A 17,092-nucleotide genomic window follows, 5' to 3' on the forward strand; every position below is an offset into this window, starting at 1 on the left:
TTTCTATATAACACTTATGGTCAGGCTGAGACAAATCAGCGACAGACCAATAATGGAGAAAAGAATGAGCGACAAAATTATCCAGTTATCTGACGATAAATTCGAAGCAGATGTTATCAATGCTGAAGGTCCTGTACTGGTTGACTTCTGGGCCGAATGGTGTGGCCCGTGTAAAATGATCGCACCAATCTTGGAAGAAGTTGCGACCGAGTTTGATGGCAAGTTAACAGTTGGCAAGTTGAATGTCGATGAAAATAACGAAACTCCACCTAAATATGGTATTCGTGGTATTCCTACATTGCTACTTTTCAAAAACGGTAACGTTGCTGCAACTAAAGTAGGCGCGCTATCTAAAGCTCAATTAACAGAGTTTCTTAACGAAAACCTTTAATTGATTTCAAATTGAAAACCGGTGCTAACGAAGCACCGGTTTTTATTTACGCCACAGGGACTAACGTTTCATTCTAGAAGAGCAAGCCACAAATTATTTAACATTTCGGCGGTAAAACGCTGGACGTTGATTAAATATAGTGCTAACTTTTCTTCAGCGCTCATCCGAGCAGCGTTCTGCTTACGCCCACATCAGGGTGATATCAAATCTAAACTAGAACAGAGTGACTTTAAGTCCTGTAAGCGAAGTTCAAGCACAAAGACCCACCAGTATGAATTTAACTGAATTAAAGAACAAACCAATAAGCGAGTTGGTTAACCTGGCCGAGGAGATGGGCCTGGAAAACATGGCGCGCGCCAGAAAACAAGACATCATTTTCTCAATCCTAAAGACACACGCAAAAAGCGGTGAAGACATCTTTGGTGATGGGGTACTAGAAATTTTACAGGACGGTTTCGGCTTCTTACGCTCAGCTGACTCTTCGTATCTTGCAGGACCAGACGATATTTATGTATCGCCAAGCCAAATTCGACGCTTTAACTTGCGTACCGGTGATACGATTGCCGGGAAAATTCGTCCACCGAAAGACAGTGAACGATACTTCGCCCTGCTAAAAATCCGCGAAGTTAACTTCGACAAGCCTGAAAACTCACGTAATAAAATCCTTTTTGAAAACCTTACACCGCTTCACGCAGCAGATCGCTTGCGCATGGAACGTGGTAATGGCTCAACAGAAGACATTACGGCTCGAGTACTGGATTTGGCGTCGCCAATCGGTAAAGGGCAGCGTGGTCTTATCGTAGCGCCACCTAAGGCCGGTAAAACGCTTCTTCTTCAGAATATTGCTCAGTCAATTGCTGCTAACCACCCAGATTGTGAGTTAATGGTACTGCTTATTGATGAGCGTCCGGAAGAAGTAACCGAGATGCATCGTCTTGTTCAAGGTGAAGTCGTTGCTTCAACCTTCGATGAGCCAGCAAGTCGTCACGTACAAGTTGCTGAAATGGTTATCGAGAAAGCCAAGCGTCTTGTTGAACACAAAAAAGACGTGGTTATCCTGCTTGACTCGATTACTCGTCTTGCTCGCGCTTACAACACGGTTATCCCATCATCAGGTAAAGTACTTACCGGTGGTGTTGATGCGAATGCTCTTCACAAGCCTAAGCGCTTCTTTGGTGCTGCCCGTAATGTTGAAGAAGGCGGAAGCTTAACGATTATCGCAACAGCGCTTATCGATACCGGCTCTAAGATGGACGAAGTTATCTACGAAGAGTTTAAAGGTACAGGTAACATGGAATTACACCTTAATCGCAAAATCGCGGAAAAGCGTGTATTCCCGGCTATCGACTTCAACCGCTCTGGTACCCGTCGTGAAGAACTGCTTACAGCGCAAGATGAACTACAGAAAATGTGGATCCTTCGCAAAATCGTTCACGAAATGTCAGAAATTGACGCAATGGACTTCCTTATCAGTAAGTTGTCGATGACCAAGACAAACGATGAGTTCTTTGACGCAATGCGTAGACAAAAGAGTTAATAGAAACTTAGTAATAAGTTGATATTTAAAGAAAAGGCGCCACTCGGCGCCTTTTTTATTCCCTGCATCGATAAAGCACTTTTCTTATACTTCCGTCTAATACCCTCAGTCTAGTGAATGGGGTATTTTCATTGGCTCAATGATTTTTAACAGCAATCGTTAGTTCAGTGGTGTGTTCTCCCTTGAGATGATTTACTCTGTCTAAAAAACACCAAAGGAAATAATAGTTATGTACCAGAAATTGCTGTCACTTGCGTTTGCAGGGCTGGCCTCTGTGTCTGCTGCTTATGCTACTCAAATCAATGTTGATGAATTAGCCAATAAAGTAGAACCTGATGTAATTAAATGGCGCCATCACTTTCATGAATTTCCCGAATTATCGAATCGCGAGTTTAAAACCGCTGAATATGTTGCTGACTACCTTGAAAGCCTGGGTTTAGATGTGCAAACCGGTGTGGCAAAAACGGGTGTGGTAGCTATTCTAGACTCGGGCAAACCAGGTCCTGTGGTTGCATTACGTGCAGACATGGACGGTCTCCCTGTAAAAGAGCAAAACAATTTGTCCTACCGCTCAAAGCAGGTGGGCGAATATAACGGAAAAGAAGTACCGGTTATGCACGCCTGTGGTCACGATACTCACATGGCGATGCTCATGGGCGCGGCAAAAATTCTCACCGAAATTAAAGGCGACCTGAAAGGTAAAGTGAAGTTTATTTTTCAGCCTGCAGAAGAGGGCGCACCCGCTGGAGAAAAAGGCGGTGCGGAAGTTATGGTCGCTGAAGGTGTACTTAAAAACCCTGATGTAGACGCTATTTTTGGCCTGCATATCAATGCTAATACTGATGTAGGTAAAGTACGTTATAACGCGGGTGGTACCATGGCCGCGGTAGACCCATTTAAAATTGTTATTCACGGTAAGCAAGCCCACGGCGCTTATCCTTGGAAGAGTGTTGATCCAGTGGTTACCGCTGCGCAAATGATCATGTCAATTCAGACTATCGTTAGTCGTGAGTTGAAATTGATTGACGATGCAGCAGTGGTGTCTATTGGCTCTATTCACGGCGGCAACCGTTCAAATATCATTCCAAATGAAGTAGAAATGGTTGGCACAATTCGTACACTCAATGAAGCCGCTCGCGATCACATTTACGAATCGCTTCCGCGCAAAGTTAAGGCTATAGCTGAGAGTATGGGCGCAGAAGCAGAACTTACGTTACCGCTAGATTACTATTACCCCATTACGTACAACGACCCAGAGCTTACAAAAGCTATGCTGCCTACTATGCAGCGTACCGCTGGCGTTGAAAACACGCTGCTTTCTAAGCCGGTCACGGGTGCGGAAGACTTTTCATTTTTCCAAGAACAAATTCCAGGTTTGTATGTTTGGGTAGGCGGTAAGCCATTGGACGTGTCTGAAGAAGATAGCCCAGCTCATCACACTCCGGAATTTTATGTTGATGATGAAGGCATGAAACTAGGCGTGAAGCTTCTCACAAACTTTACTCTAGATTACATGGCTCAACACTAAATGTGATGGCCGGAGACATGCGTTGAAAATAGGCAGTATTTCATTTTCTTTTTCATGGTCTCTGGCCCTTCAAGCACTGCTTGTATGTGTGTTAGGTGCGGGTCTTAATGCTCTCAACCCACCCTTTGATAGCACAGGGATAGCTACATTTGGTATAGGTGCGGCAGTCTACGCTTCACTTCGGTTTTCTCCTTTTATTTCCATTCCTATTGCGCTTATTGTTAGCCTTCCCTTGTGGCTTAACGACGGAAGCATTGTTGGAAAGGAAAGCCTTACTCTGCTGCCTGTCGTACTTAGCTTTTTTGGCTATAACAAGTCGCTTAAACAGGTGATAAAAGTAGGCGCAGGTTTTTGGTCTATTGTCTTTCTGCCCATTCTCGTTTTAGAGCATTCTCTTTATGATGGCGATAACGCAAACATGCTGTTTTCGGGCGTGCTGGTTACCTGGGTAAGCGGTGTATTTGGTCTTGTAACCGGACACTTTTCGTATTTGGCAGTCCACGGGCTTAAGCGACAAACATCAAGCAAGTCCGAGCGGGTTACGCTGCACTTTCTTTTTGGATACTTCTTTTCCGGTTGTTTTTTCGTTGCTTCTATGGCGGTAATTTATTTGTCGGTGAGCCTGTTTCAACAACAGCAAGAAAGACAAATTTACAGTTACATGGCGCAGCGCGTGAATGTGCTGGAGTTCCAGCTTTCAAATTTTATTCAGCAACATCAAAGTGCCATTATTAGCGCAGCGCAAGTGTTATCTAGCGAGGTATCAAACAGCGATTTCGATAATGCAGCGATGACAAATTTGCGGGTGTTGGCATCGAATAACCCTGAATTTCTGACCTTCCTTATTGCGGGTAACAATGGCGATATTATTCACGCTTACCCGCCTACCTTGTTGGATAAAGCAAGGCAAAGCGGTATACCAAACGTGGCTTACAGGCCGTATTTCTTTGAAGTCATGCAGACAGGTAAACCATTCCTTTCAAATGTATTTCAAGGCCGAGGTTTTGGTAACGATCCAATTGTAGCCTTGTCAGCCCCCATCACAGACGCAGATGGCACTCCAAAAGGTATTGTAGAGGGGTCTTTATCGTTAAAGAGCTTTTCTGCTATTGATAACCTAAGCTTGGGTGGTTTTTTGATGCTCATTGAGGATCAAAAAGGCGAAGTTATCTATGCATCTAAAGGCTTGAAGATGAAGCCACTCACTAAAGCACCTTTTTATATTTGTGAACCTGATTGTGCTGTTGAGGTTAAGAACGGGCCTCAGGGAAAAACATGGTTGAGGTTAGCGAAAGATATGCCTTTTGCTAGCTGGAAAGTCAGCTATTACTTCGACAAACGACTGTTAATGGCATCAATGAGTAATTATTTACTCAAAGACTTACTGCTGCTATTGGCATTATCTGCATTTGGAACATTCACCGGGTACGTAGTTGCAAAAATGGTCGGCGCGCCTATTCGTCGCCTTGTTCGCTATATTTCCGAATTCGACCCTACACAAAAAGAAGGTGTTAAAGCTCCACAAAGGGCACTGCACATTCAAGAGCTCTCGTCGCTAAGCGATGAGTTCGTGAGTTTAGAAGCCCGATTGCTCGATGCATTTGAAGAGTTAGAGGTAGCAAGAGAAGTAGAGCAAAGCCTGAATGTCGAGCTAGGGGAATTGAATCAGTCTTTGGAAAAGCGCATAGAAGAGAAAACTGAGCACCTTGCGTTAGCGCTTAAAGAAGCGGAAGCCGCTAATGTGGCCAAAACGCAGTTTCTCGCCAACATGAGTCACGAGATCAGAACGCCAATGAATGGCATTATTGGCTCATGTGAATTGATGCTCGAGAACGAGTTGCCGGAAATTGTTTCGGCTAGAGCCAAAACAATTTCACGCTCTGCTAGCAATTTACTTATCATCTTGGACAGTATCTTAGATTGGTCGAAGATTGAATCGGGTAAAATGCTTACCGATGTTCAAAGCTGTGCCATTCGCGAGTTACTTGAAGCTTCTTGTGATCTTTATCGCCACGCTGCGCAAGTAAAAGGGTACGATATTGCTTTGCATATTAATCAGGGCGTACCTAACGCACTGAACATTGATGCAGGGAAGGTGAGCCAAATCATCAATAACTTACTTAGTAACGCGTTTAAGTTCACCAGCGATGGTGTCGTGACGGTTAACGTCAGCTATGCCCACCAAGGACTTAAAATTTCGGTAACCGATACGGGAATAGGCATTGCTTCCAACAAACTACGCCTTATTTTTGATAAGTTTGAGCAAGCCGATCCGTCCACTACTAGAAATTTTGGTGGCACAGGATTAGGTTTGGCCATTTCTAAAGGTTTGGTTGAGCTTCTTGGTGGAGAGCTTTATGTTGAAAGTGAACTGGGTAAAGGAACAAGCTTCACCTTCCACATTCCTGCCACAGTAAGTGAAGAAAAAGAGCATGCAGAAAATGAGGTGATTCCGTCACTACCTGATGGATTACGGGTTTTATTGGCCGAAGACAACGACATTAATGCAGAAATCGTCATGGACATGCTCAAATCGTCCAACATCAAATGTATTAGAACGAAAAACGGGCAAGATGCTGTTAAGGCCGAGAAGAGGCACGATTTCGACGTAATTTTAATGGATTGCCAAATGCCGATCATGGATGGTCATACAGCATCGAAACTTATTCGAAGTGAAGGCAGGAATAAGGACTCGATCAGGATCATCGCCTTAACCGCCAATGCGTTTATCGAAGACAAAAATGCCTGCTTAGAAGCAGGCATGAATGCGCATTTAAGTAAGCCTATTCGCAAGCAGGTTCTATTTGACTGTATTGCCCGTGAACTTGCTCGCGTTTGAGGCTACATCAGTGTTATCGCTCGGCGCTTCGCTAACGAATCGCAGTACAATATACCCTAAGCACGCCGAGACGAGAGAGCCGGTTAAAATGCCCACACGCTCGTCAAAAATTTGATTGATACCTGTCTGTGCAAAGGCCAGTCCCCCAATAAATAAGCTCATTGTAAAGCCAACGCCGCAAAGTAGCGCACAGCCATAGATATGCTTGAAGTTAAGATCCTCTGGTAACTTAGCCAGCTTTAACTTCACCATTAAGTAGCAAAAACCGAATACGCCAATTTGTTTACCCACAACCAAGCCAAGAAAGATCCCAAAGGTAACAGGATGGAAAATACCCTCCGGACTGATGTTACCAAAACTTATGCCGGCGTTAGCGAAGGCGAATAAAGGTAGGATTGCGAAACTCACCGAGCCATTCAAACCGTGCTCTAGTCGCGTTACCGGAGAATAAGATTCGTCTTTCTCATCCCGCATAGGAATAAAGCCAGCAAGTACGACACCTGCCAGTGTGGCGTGAACGCCTGACTTCAACATGGCTACCCACAGAATGATTCCCACAAAAACATAAGGCGGAATATCTACCACATTGCGTTTATTCATTTGCCACAACAGCAATAAACAACCTGCAGCAATATACAGCGCACCCGCGGTAATGTGCTCGGTGTAAAACAGGGCAATAATTACGATAGCACCGATATCGTCAATAATAGCTAGGGTGACTAAGAAAACTTTCAGGCTCGTAGGTACTCGACTACCTAGTAGCGCCAAAATACCTAGCGCAAACGCGATGTCAGTAGCGGCGGGAATTGCCCACCCTGCAATGGCTACGGGGTTGTCCCAGTTGATGCCTACATATATCAAGGCGGGTAGTGCCATACCACCTACAGCACCCGCTGCGGGTAAAATAATATCTTTGGGATTGGCCAATTCACCTTCGCAGATTTCCCGCTTCAGTTCCAGACCCACGTGAAAAAAGAACACCGCCATTAACCCGTCGTTAATCCACAGCAATAATGGCTTATCGATAGCCCACGTACCGGCTGATATTTGTACCGGCATACTGATTAAATGATCGTAAAGCGTATCTAGGGGAGAATTAGCAATAATGAGCGCAAGAATCGTTGCACCCATTAACAATATGCCGGGAGCGGCTTCGCGATTTAAGAAGTCAGAGACCACGTCTTGTACTTCTTCTATCACCTCATCAAGTACGTCGGGTTCGTGTTTATCTGTCATCAATAACCTCTAACGCCCGTTCATGGTCAACGTCGCAAAATGTGGAAATAAAAGCGTTCGTTAATCCGTGTAGTCAGGCAACTTTTCTACATAAATTAATTATAGTTAATACGACTGACAGCGAAGAGATAGATCACCCTTATAAGAGAGTAGCCTCAACAACCCTTAAGCGAGTGGCGCTATAATTGACGCCATTTACGGTGGGATTTTGAACGGTTTTACGCTACAATCGCGGCCTTTCCAAGGTTGTCCACTTTACCTACCCCGAGGATCTCTAGATGGCAAAAGTCGCGATTGTAATGGGTTCAACTTCAGACTGGCCTACTATGCAGCAGGCCGCAAAAATGCTGAAGTCGTTTGGTGTTGAATTTGAAGCGAAGGTGGTGTCGGCGCACCGTACACCCAACTTGCTAGTAGAGTTTGCAGAAAGCGCTGCAGATGAAGGTTTTAGCGCAATCATTGCTGGCGCAGGCGGCGCAGCTCACTTACCGGGTATGATTGCTGCACACACGCATTTACCTGTGTTTGGCTGCCCGGTTAAATCAAAAGCGCTCAACGGATTAGACTCACTGCTTTCTATCGTTCAAATGCCGAAAGGTGTTGCGGTAGGTACACTGGCAATAGGTGAGGCTGGTGCAGCAAATGCGGGTCTTCTCGCGGCACAAGTTGTTGCGCTGCAAGACGAAAGCGTACGCAATGCCGTTATCGCTTTTAGAAAATCGCAAACTGATACGGTACTTGCTTCAAGCAATACGTTGGAGCTAGATGAATGAGAGTAGTCGTTTACGGCGCAGGCCAACTTGCTCAAATGATGTACCTGGCGGGAAGCCCGTTAGGTATTGACGTTCAAGCTGTGGACGTAAACAACGATACCGTTGTACATCCAGTTAGCAAAACCCCTCTTGAAATCTCACTTGCTCAAGCATTAGAAGGTGCAGATGCTCTTACCGTAGAATTTGAGCATGTACCTGAAAGGCTTCTTGAAGACGCGGCGAAAACAAACAAGTTGATGCCGAATATCGACAGCATTCTTGTTGGCGCCGATCGCGTACGTGAGAAAAAGCTGCTTGAAAGCATGCAGGTGGCAAATTGTGAGCACCAAATAGTTACCGACCTTGCCCAGTTAGACGATTGCGTAAAGCAGCTGGGTAGCAAACTCATTCTTAAGGCTAGCCGCGATGGCTATGACGGATATGGTCAATGGCGTTTAAGTGATGAGGCTGACTTACCTGAACTAAAAAATGCACTTCAGGGATTAGATTTGCAGACTGTGCCTTTAGTGGTTGAAAAAATGGTGGCTTTCGACAGAGAGTTGTCATTAATCGGTGTACGCAATGCTAATGGCGACGTACGCACCTATCCACTTGCTGAAAATTTGCATCACCAAGGTCAACTTCATGTGTCGGTTGCACCGGCGACTAACGTTGATGATGCACTTCAGGCCCAGGCTCACGATATTTTTGTGAAACTTGCTGAGGGTATGAACTACGTCGGTGTGCTGGCTGTGGAACTATTCCAAGTAGGCGACAAGCTACTTGTAAACGAACTTGCTCCTCGTGTACATAACTCTGGGCACTGGAGCCAGTCGGGCGCTGTAACCAGTCAGTTTGAAAATCACTTACGTGCAGTCTGTGGATTGCCTCTTGGTGACACGTCAGCCATTGGCCCAAGCGCTATGGTCAACATTATTGGTTGCAGCAGCTTCTCGCGCGATTTGCTAAGCATCGATGGTAGTCATCTTCACTGGTACGGAAAATCTGTTCGTGAAAAGCGCAAGATGGGACACATCAATGTTACCACGAATAGTTATGAAAGCTTGGGTGAAAAGCTCATGGCATTGAGCAAATATTTACCACTTGAGTACTTCCCAAAATTAGTTGGTGAAGCAACGCGATTAAAAGGTTGACACCCACGCGTTTATCGCTAGAATACGCATCCGCTGTCTAGGCAGCGGTTTTTAAAGTGTGCCGACTTAGCTCAGTTGGTAGAGCAACTGACTTGTAATCAGTAGGTCGCCAGTTCGATTCCGGCAGTCGGCACCATTTTTCTTTTTTCCTTTGCCAATCTTACGTACACTTGCTTACGAGTATTCATTCGGAGCAGACTGTATGTCATTTTTTTCCAAATCACTTAAACCATTAGTTATCGTAACTGGCTTATTTTCTTTAAGCATGTCTGCGACTATTTACGCGCATGGCAATGACCATGATAACCATCACATGCCAAAAGAGCAGCACAAGCACGCCAGTAAGCAATCAGAAGTAATGGTAATGAATGGTTATGCTAGAGCGACCTTTGCTTTGGCAAAAACTGGTGCAGTGTACTTTACTTTGCATAATCATAGTGACAGCGATAAAACACTGACGTCTGTTTCAGTATCAAGCGATGTAGCAAGTGAAGCGCAAATCCACACAACGGTGATGGAGGAAGACGTGATGAAAATGCGTGAGCTAACTGAAGGCGTTATAATAAAAGCGGGCGAAATGGTCTCTTTTGAATCAGGCGGCCGTCATATCATGTTGATGGGGCTGACCAAAGGATTAGAAGAGGGCAGCGAAGTAGCACTAACCCTCACATTTAGCGATGGGAGTGAACTACCGGTTTTGCTACCTGTTAAAAAAGAAGCGGGCGAAAGCCACCATCACCACCATTAATAGAGTGGCTGAGGCAGAATGTATAAAGTCATCGATTAATGCGATGAATGCAATCAACTAAACCGTTAATCTAAATCAAAATTTCTGTAGTACTATTAACTTATATTATTTAAACCAAGATTTTTCAGCGCCGATGAATGGACTGAAGGTAAATCTAAAAAGGGTTTTAACGTTAAGGAGTGTGACATGAGCAAGATTGATATTGGTATTTCTGAGAGCGATCGTAACGCAGTAGCAGAAGGTCTTAAAAAGCTATTGGCCGACTCTTACACTTTGTACCTTCAAACGCATAATTTTCACTGGAACGTAGAAGGTCCGCAGTTCCGTGAATTGCACCTAATGTTCGAAGAGCATTACACAGAGCTTGCCGAAGCGGTAGACGAAATTGCAGAGCGTATTCGTACTCTAGGTGTTGCTGCACCGGGCACATATAAGTCGTTCGCTGAGCTTAGTTCAATTGAAGAAGTGGAAGGTGTACCTGAAGCGACGGAAATGGTGAGATTGTTAACTCACGGTCATGAGCAAGTTGTGAAAACCTGCCGTGAATCGTTAAAGCTAGCGCAAGACGCAGACGATGAGTCATCTGCAGCGTTAATTGGCGATCGTATGCGCGTTCATGAAAAAACTGCGTGGATGCTTCGTGCAACATTACCGAAGTAAATCGCTATATAAGTGCGGTGACAGTGATTTAACATAGGCTTAATCGGCCAGTCACCTTTATCGCATAAGCAAGTAAAATTATCACAAAGGGTACAGCAGCGCTGTGCCCTTTTTTGTATACTGCCTTCCACTAAGAATAATAGAAGAAGCCTGTGTGAACGCGCACACGGCTTTTTAAAATGAGGCTCCTAGCGATGAAACCATCAACTATTTTAGCTGTACCAATCAAACCTGTGAGCGCGCTAGCGCAGTCACTTACTTGTGTATTGGCGCTTACGATCAGCCAATCCGCTTTAGCTCACGGAGATCATAAACATGGCGAAGCGCATGAAATCACCGACAGCGATATTACCGTAACCACGCTCGCTGAAGGGCTTGTTCATCCTTGGGGAATGGCATTTTTGCCAAATGGCGATCTGCTAGTTACGGAACGTGAAGGTGGCATTCAGCGTTTATCAAAAGACGGTAAGTTGTCAGGACGTCTAGGTAATGTGCCTAAGGTGGTTGCGCAAAACCAAGGTGGTATGTTGGACATCGCTATCGACCCGGATTTTGCCAGCAACAACACTATCTACTTCTGTTACAGCAAAGCGAGTGAGGTTGAGGGCAAGCCGGGCAGCAGTAGCAGTGTTGCAAAGGCTAAGCTTACCGACTCAGGCCTTGAAAATGTTGACGTTATCTTTAGTGCCGACTCAATTGTGGATAACGGCTTTCACTTTGGCTGTCGTTTAGCGTTCGATGCTAAAAAGCACTTGTACATCACCATGGGCGACCGCTACAAGTACATGAAAGAAGCGCAGAACACCGATAACCACTTCGGTAAAATTGTACGCATAAACCGTGACGGCAGCGCAGTAGAAGATAACCCATTCACAGACGGCAAAGCCCCTGAAATATTCAGCTATGGTCACCGCAACGTGCAAGGCGTTACTATTCATCCTGAAACTGGTGCGGTATGGGCGATGGAGCATGGCCCGAAAGGTGGTGATGAAATCAATATCCTTGAACGCGGTGCAAACTACGGTTGGCCTGTGATTACCTATGGTGTTGACTATAGTGGCGACATTATCAGCGACAAAACCCATATGGATGGCATGAAGCAGCCTTGGGTGTATTGGGACCCATCAATTGCGCCAAGCGGCCTAACGTTCTACCAAGGTGAAATGTTCAAAGAATGGAACGGGGATGTACTGGTGGGGTCGTTGAAGTTTACTCACCTTCGTCGCATAAAAGTAGAAGATGGAAAGCCCGCAGAGCAGTTTGAATATGTTCGTGACAATCACGCCCGTATTCGCGACGTTGAAGTTGGCCCAGAAGGTGCCATTTACTTACTGACCGATGCACCGAACGGCAAAGTATTAAAGCTAACCAAATAGCATAGTACCAGTCCGCATAGATAAGTGCTCACTCAAAAGGCGCTGGCAAGCTTCATAGCAAAGCGTGGGAATGCAGGAATGGCTGTTCCCTTTCAAATTCTGGTATAAGACGTAGAATGAGAAAAGGCGCCACTTCATTGTTATTGTAAAATGAAGTAAGCGCCTTTTTTATTTATAAGGACATCGGGTCTCGTATTGACTTATTCGCCGTCGTTATTCTTCTTGTAGCGTTCAAACCACGCCACAATATTTCCTACTTTCTGTATTAAGCGAGAAGGGCGGCTTGCAATGCCGTGTGAAGCCCCTGGAATTCGCACCATTGCAGCATCTACACCTTGTAACTTCAACGCTTGATAATACTGCTCTGTCTCGCTAATTGGCGTACGGTGATCGGCTTCACCGGTTAGCAGCATAGTGGGTGTTACTACGTTGCCCACTAAGCTCAAAGGGCTACGCTGCCAGAGTTTATCCGCAATAGTCCACGGCATATCTGCCATCCAGTAGTTGCTAAAGTACGGGTATGCGTCGGCAGTCAATGAAAAGCTCATCCAGTTAATAACCGGCTTCGCCACAACAGCTGCACTAAAGCGGTCAGTTTTACCAATGGACCATGCGGTAAGGGTTCCGCCGCCTGAGCCGCCAGTAATAAACAGATTCTCTGAATCTATATAGCCTTGCTTAACAACCGCGTCTACCACATCCATTAGGTCGTTATAATCTTCTGATGGGTAGTTATGGTGGATCAAATTACCAAAGTCTTCACCGTAAGAGCTACTGCCCCTTGGGTTGGACCATACAACCACATAACCTTGCGCGGCCATTAGCTGAATTTCCATGGCAAAGTGAGGGCCGTAGGCTGCATGTGGGCCGCCATGAATTTCTAAAATTAGCGGGTATTTTTTGCTGTTATCAAATCCTGGTGGCAAAGCAATCCATGCGTCGATAGGTAGCTCGTCCACACTTGATACTACGGAAAGGTCTTGTACTTCTGCCAGCGTTTTATGACCAAGTGCATCGCTGTTTAAATCGGTGAGTTGCGTATCATCTTTGCCTTTTCTATAAAGCGCCAGGTCGCCAGGCACAGTGCGGCTTGCCGTGGTGTAAACAATGTCGCCTTTATCACTAACTGAGAAGTCGCCCGACGTGTAAGGGCGTCCAAACGCTTGTCCACCTATGCTAACGTCGATAGGTTTCACATCGCCTTTCAGGTTCACTGCAGCAAGTTTAGTTTCGCCATGATCAAGGTAAGAAAAGATTAATCCTCGGCTGTCTTTGCGCCACTCAAATTTGCCTAAGCTTCTATCTAGTGACGTAGTTAAACGGGTGATGTCCCCACTTTCAAGCTCAAGTACCACAAGGTCGCCATTCTGATAAGAAAGCTTTCTGTCGTTGAGCTGAGTAAACGCAAGGTATTTTCCGTCGGGACTCAAGGTTGGTCTACCTTCAGGCCCTTCGATATCGGTAACTTGTTCAACTGCCGCTGTATTTACATTCACTTTATAGATGTCGCTAAACAAAGGGTGCAGCGCGTAATCTTCTCGTTGTGGTGTGGCGAAAAAAATCCAGTCATTCTCTTTAGAAAAAGAAAGGGTACCGCCGCTAGGGAATTTTCCAGTTGTTAATTGACGCGGCGTACCGCCTTCAACAGGCAGGACAAATATCTGGTCAAAGCCTTCACGCAAGTAGCCTCTTCCGTCACCTCTATACTGCACCGCATCAATATAGGTGCCTTGGTCAGCCCACTTTGCTCCTTTAGGCTTGCTCGGCATGCCGGTAAACAATGGCTTTTGCTTTTCTTCGGTAAACTGGGTGAAGGCTAAGGTTTTGCTGTCATGAGACCAGGTTAACTGACGAGGTGCTTCGCTGGTGTTGGTCAAGCGCACAGACTGCATGGTATCTAAGTAATAGAGATGGATTTGTGCGCGGCCGTTGACCGATTTCGTATATGCCACCATTTTACCGTTGGGAGATAAGGTAGCCTGTGACAAGTTTTCATCTACACCAATAAACGGGCGATGCTCACCGGATTTAATATTTACTTGCCAAAGTCGGCTTTGTCTTCCGTCAGTCATGACATCCATGCTCTGACGAGAATAAATTACCGTATCCTTATTAAGAAACTGTGGGTTGGCCACAAATTCTAAGTTAAAGGTGTCATCGTATGTCAGCGCATTTAAGCTAGTCGAATCAGAGGCAGATTCCTGCACTGCATTGGCCTGACTTATACCTAAAACCAATAGTGATAATGCAGTCGAGGTAACACATAAGCCTTTTCGTACTGGTCGAAAGGCGAAACGAGACGCAAACATAGTTGTTCCTTTTGTTATTGTTTTTTGCGCTGAGCGCGATAGGTAAAATGTTCGCTGTCGTGTGCCTAGCGTAAATCCTAACGCAAATGTAGCAACCTGCGAACGTTGTCTCTAACCATATCGCTTTCGTTTCTTTTATGTAAAGCGCGTGCGGTGAAGAGGCTGGATTGTCCGTTAAAAGTACATATCCAACATTAAGCGCAACGTTTAACAACGCAGGGCGCTAGCAATGGTGGTTGTCATTATTAATAGAGGGCTGGCCGTCCTTTAAGTCATTTGAGCTTTATTCGCCTTTAAGGCTAATTTTGCCTACAAGAATATCTTTAAACATGACCCAGTCGCCCATTAGGCTGTAAAGCGGGTGTTTAAATGTTGCAGGGCGATTTTTCTCAAAGAAGAAATGACCTACCCAAGCGAAACCGTAACCTACTAGCGGAATAAACCACAGTAGCGACCAGCTAGCCATAAATACTGCTAGTGCTATAACGCCGAGAACCAGCCACGAGCCGATAAAATGAAGCGTGCGGCATGTACTATCTCTATGTTCATTTAAATAAAACGGGTAAAACTCTTTGAATGAAGCAAAATGCGTGTCAGCGCTTGTTTGTGTAGACATAAAACCCTCTCGGCCATAAGCATGTATTTTATAGAAGTAGAGTGACTTAGTAGCAGTAGTTTACACTACGTTAACATTCTATTCTGAAATAGATTGTCGTGAATACGACAAAAAGAGAATGAGTTTTTGCAAACATGCGTGCTCACTGGCGCAGATCAACAAAGTGGCGAATTAAGAGGCGCTTCCTAGTGCAAGGCGCGGTGACCAAAGATAGCCTACCTTAACCTTGTAATTTCAGGCCGTCTGCCCCATATTCCTCTCAATACAAGAAATTAAAGGCCTGCGTTATGGAAAATCTCGTTGCGAATAGCCAAGCAACCATCGTAGATATTACGGTAGAAAACTTTCAACAAATCATCATTGAAGCGTCGCAAGATAAGCTGGTGCTAATCGATTTTTGGGCAGATTGGTGCGAGCCCTGTAAAGACCTTATGCCTATTTTGGAAAAGCTGGCGGGTGAATACAGCCAGCACTTGATCCTGGCTAAAGTAGACTGCGAAGCCCAGCAAGAAGTCGCTGCACAGTTTGGTATTAGAAGTCTGCCAACGGTGATGGTGGTGCAAAATGGTCAGCCTGTTGACGGCTTTGCGGGTGTGCAACCTGAGCAGCAAATTCGCGAAATGCTCGCTAAATATTTGCCTAATCCTGAAGACGATCTACTTGCCACTGCTGGCAAAGCCATTCAGCAAGGTGATTATGCAGAGGCACTGCCCGCAGCTAAAGAAGCCCTAGCGCTTAACCCAGATAACGTAAACGCTAAATATATGCTTATTGATTGCTATATCGAGACCGGATCTATTGATACAGCCAAAGCGTTATTGGAAGAAATTAAGTTGGTTGATCAAGACTCTCGCTATAAGAGCTTAGCGGGAAAAATTGAATTGGCAGAACAAGCCGCCGATACTCCTGAAATTCGTCAGCTTCAAGCAGCGGTAGAAGCGAACCCAGACGACTTGCAGCTTAAAGTTGATTTAGCGGTACAGTTGCAGCAAGCGAACAAAGCACAAGATGCACTAGAGCTTCTTTATAGTGTGTTAAAGAAAGAACTTGGGTTTGGCGACGCCAGAAAGCTAATGATGGATATGGTGAATGCGCTTGCCGACGGCGACCCGTTGAAGTCGGAATACCGCCGAAAAGTTTACAGCTTATTGTACTAACAACGTCAGCATTTTAGCGTCTGTCGTAGGGGACAATGAGTCGAGTCTGACTTTGATAAATTGACTGCAGGAGGTTCGTGCTGGTACTTGCAGGTGAACGAGAACGCATGCTGACGAGTGTCACCGTGTGTATTTCTACTTCGGTTGCTGTATTTATTTAGGCGAGAGAATAGGGGAGAACCCCTCTTTGTGCAGCCAATTAAGTGCTTCGAAATACTTTTGAAAATAATCGCGCTCGTAGTTAGCTGATTCAGCGTCACGGTGCTTAGAAGGGTGGGTTCGTTCTAATTGGGCCCGCCTAACCATTCCGGTATCCAGCACGTAAGCTGAGCGTGTAAGCCCTCGCGAAATGTTCACCTTTATTGCTTCTGCTAAACGGGTTTGGCATTCAGGCGTAGACAGCACCCAGCGGCGTCCGTCCATTAGGGCAGCCCAAGGCTTATTGTCGAACTTAGTGATAAGTTCATGCATTTCTTCTATAAAAAACTCTGTCGTTTTCAGGTTCCACGCCCCGGTTGCAAACACCTCAAGTACGTTACCTGAGACATCCAATGAATAATTTCCGTATTTAGGAAAACGCATAAAATACCTTTAATGCTTGTCTGCGTGGAACAGACGGAGCTTGCTAACTCGGCTAACAAAAACATCTTGCCTCTATAGGGTATAGCAGAGTTCTTAAAATTTGCTGTGATTGTGTTTATATAAGAAATATCACTAAGCACGTCGATTTGGGCAAAACAATTTACACTTAATTTGTAAATAAATGTTTTGTTGCAGGCGCAGATTCAT

14 protein-coding genes and 1 tRNA gene are annotated in these 17,092 nt (G+C 45.2%); 11 read left to right on the forward strand and 4 right to left on the reverse strand.

Annotated features, from left to right (window positions below):
- The first annotated feature begins 64 nt into the window (after nucleotides 1-64).
- From trxA (BZA03_RS17545) to BZA03_RS17560, 4 genes are all read left to right on the forward strand, one after another.
- On the forward strand, nucleotides 65-391 hold the full coding sequence (gene trxA, locus BZA03_RS17545; RefSeq protein ID WP_012517074.1) for a thioredoxin TrxA: 327 nt from the start codon (nucleotides 65-67) through the stop codon (nucleotides 389-391).
- A gap of 271 nt (nucleotides 392-662) precedes the next feature.
- Nucleotides 663-1,928, forward strand: a complete 1,266-nt coding sequence (rho, locus tag BZA03_RS17550; protein ID WP_014948094.1) for a transcription termination factor Rho — start codon at nucleotides 663-665, stop codon at nucleotides 1,926-1,928.
- Nucleotides 1,929-2,157: 229 nt separating this feature from the next.
- Nucleotides 2,158-3,456 carry an amidohydrolase gene (locus tag BZA03_RS17555; RefSeq protein ID WP_075177730.1) on the forward strand — a complete coding sequence of 433 codons (1,299 nt, stop codon included), beginning with the start codon at nucleotides 2,158-2,160 and terminating at the stop codon, nucleotides 3,454-3,456.
- Nucleotides 3,457-3,478: 22 nt separating this feature from the next.
- On the forward strand, nucleotides 3,479-6,295 hold the full coding sequence (locus tag BZA03_RS17560; RefSeq protein WP_110289443.1) for an ATP-binding protein: 2,817 nt from the start codon (nucleotides 3,479-3,481) through the stop codon (nucleotides 6,293-6,295).
- Here the strand turns inward: BZA03_RS17560 and nhaA are convergent.
- Entirely contained in the window at nucleotides 6,257-7,531 is a 1,275-nt protein-coding gene (gene nhaA, locus BZA03_RS17565; RefSeq protein ID WP_014948097.1) for a Na+/H+ antiporter NhaA, read from the reverse strand. The genes BZA03_RS17560 and nhaA overlap by 39 nt on opposite strands.
- Before the next feature lie 278 nt (nucleotides 7,532-7,809).
- On the opposite strand from nhaA, the gene purE reads away from it, so the two are divergent.
- From purE to BZA03_RS17595, 6 genes are all read left to right on the forward strand, one after another.
- Nucleotides 7,810-8,304, forward strand: coding sequence for a 5-(carboxyamino)imidazole ribonucleotide mutase (purE, locus tag BZA03_RS17570; protein ID WP_014948098.1), 495 nt, complete (start codon nucleotides 7,810-7,812; stop codon nucleotides 8,302-8,304).
- Nucleotides 8,301-9,437 carry a 5-(carboxyamino)imidazole ribonucleotide synthase gene (locus tag BZA03_RS17575; protein ID WP_014978177.1) on the forward strand — a complete coding sequence of 379 codons (1,137 nt, stop codon included), beginning with the start codon at nucleotides 8,301-8,303 and terminating at the stop codon, nucleotides 9,435-9,437. The genes purE and BZA03_RS17575 overlap by 4 nt, the downstream gene beginning before the upstream one ends.
- Nucleotides 9,438-9,497: 60 nt before the next feature.
- Nucleotides 9,498-9,573: transfer RNA gene (locus tag BZA03_RS17580), tRNA-Thr, on the forward strand.
- A gap of 66 nt (nucleotides 9,574-9,639) precedes the next feature.
- Nucleotides 9,640-10,185 carry a copper chaperone PCu(A)C gene (locus BZA03_RS17585; protein ID WP_075177727.1) on the forward strand — a complete coding sequence of 182 codons (546 nt, stop codon included), beginning with the start codon at nucleotides 9,640-9,642 and terminating at the stop codon, nucleotides 10,183-10,185.
- Nucleotides 10,186-10,371: 186 nt separating this feature from the next.
- Nucleotides 10,372-10,845 carry a Dps family protein gene (locus BZA03_RS17590; RefSeq protein ID WP_014948101.1) on the forward strand — a complete coding sequence of 158 codons (474 nt, stop codon included), beginning with the start codon at nucleotides 10,372-10,374 and terminating at the stop codon, nucleotides 10,843-10,845.
- Nucleotides 10,846-11,039: 194 nt separating this feature from the next.
- The gene (locus BZA03_RS17595) at nucleotides 11,040-12,221 is read left to right on the forward strand and encodes a PQQ-dependent sugar dehydrogenase (protein WP_110289444.1); all 1,182 of its coding nucleotides are present in this window, start codon (nucleotides 11,040-11,042) and stop codon (nucleotides 12,219-12,221) included.
- Nucleotides 12,222-12,421: 200 nt separating this feature from the next.
- On the opposite strand, the gene BZA03_RS17600 is transcribed toward BZA03_RS17595, so the two are convergent.
- Nucleotides 12,422-14,530 (reverse strand): S9 family peptidase, encoded by a 2,109-nt coding sequence (locus BZA03_RS17600; protein ID WP_110289445.1) that lies wholly within the window; start codon nucleotides 14,528-14,530, stop codon nucleotides 12,422-12,424.
- A gap of 283 nt (nucleotides 14,531-14,813) precedes the next feature.
- Nucleotides 14,814-15,146: a DUF962 domain-containing protein gene (locus BZA03_RS17605; protein WP_014948104.1), complete on the reverse strand. Its 333-nt coding sequence runs from the start codon at nucleotides 15,144-15,146 to the stop codon at nucleotides 14,814-14,816.
- Between the two features lie 287 nt (nucleotides 15,147-15,433).
- Between BZA03_RS17605 and trxA (BZA03_RS17610) the strand changes: the two genes are divergently transcribed.
- Nucleotides 15,434-16,303: a thioredoxin gene (gene trxA, locus BZA03_RS17610; protein WP_014948105.1), complete on the forward strand. Its 870-nt coding sequence runs from the start codon at nucleotides 15,434-15,436 to the stop codon at nucleotides 16,301-16,303.
- A gap of 153 nt (nucleotides 16,304-16,456) precedes the next feature.
- Here trxA (BZA03_RS17610) and BZA03_RS17615 read toward each other — a convergent pair whose 3' ends face one another.
- A complete protein-coding gene (locus BZA03_RS17615; protein ID WP_110289446.1) occupies nucleotides 16,457-16,885 on the reverse strand; it encodes a hypothetical protein in 429 nt (142 codons plus the stop codon).
- Nucleotides 16,886-17,092: the final 207 nt, after the last annotated feature.

The sequence above is a fragment of the Alteromonas sp. I10 genome (assembly GCF_003201515.1).
Classification (GTDB): Bacteria; Pseudomonadota; Gammaproteobacteria; order Enterobacterales; family Alteromonadaceae; genus Alteromonas; species Alteromonas macleodii.

Bases quoted from the DNA above. Each gene is read 5' to 3' on its own strand.
- BZA03_RS17590 (WP_014948101.1), top strand. From the start codon at position 10,372: ATGAGCAAGATTGATATTGGTATTTCTGAGAGCGATCGTAACGCAGTA.
- BZA03_RS17555 (WP_075177730.1), top strand. From the start codon at position 2,158: ATGTACCAGAAATTGCTGTCACTTGCGTTTGCAGGGCTGGCCTCTGTG.
- BZA03_RS17615 (WP_110289446.1), bottom strand. From the start codon at position 16,885: ATGCGTTTTCCTAAATACGGAAATTATTCATTGGATGTCTCAGGTAAC.
- BZA03_RS17585 (WP_075177727.1), top strand. From the start codon at position 9,640: ATGTCATTTTTTTCCAAATCACTTAAACCATTAGTTATCGTAACTGGC.
- BZA03_RS17605 (WP_014948104.1), bottom strand. From the start codon at position 15,146: ATGTCTACACAAACAAGCGCTGACACGCATTTTGCTTCATTCAAAGAG.
- trxA (WP_012517074.1), top strand. From the start codon at position 65: ATGAGCGACAAAATTATCCAGTTATCTGACGATAAATTCGAAGCAGAT.
- BZA03_RS17595 (WP_110289444.1), top strand. From the start codon at position 11,040: ATGAAACCATCAACTATTTTAGCTGTACCAATCAAACCTGTGAGCGCG.
- BZA03_RS17575 (WP_014978177.1), top strand. From the start codon at position 8,301: ATGAGAGTAGTCGTTTACGGCGCAGGCCAACTTGCTCAAATGATGTAC.
- purE (WP_014948098.1), top strand. From the start codon at position 7,810: ATGGCAAAAGTCGCGATTGTAATGGGTTCAACTTCAGACTGGCCTACT.
- BZA03_RS17600 (WP_110289445.1), bottom strand. From the start codon at position 14,530: ATGTTTGCGTCTCGTTTCGCCTTTCGACCAGTACGAAAAGGCTTATGT.
- nhaA (WP_014948097.1), bottom strand. From the start codon at position 7,531: ATGACAGATAAACACGAACCCGACGTACTTGATGAGGTGATAGAAGAA.
- trxA (WP_014948105.1), top strand. From the start codon at position 15,434: ATGGAAAATCTCGTTGCGAATAGCCAAGCAACCATCGTAGATATTACG.
- rho (WP_014948094.1), top strand. From the start codon at position 663: ATGAATTTAACTGAATTAAAGAACAAACCAATAAGCGAGTTGGTTAAC.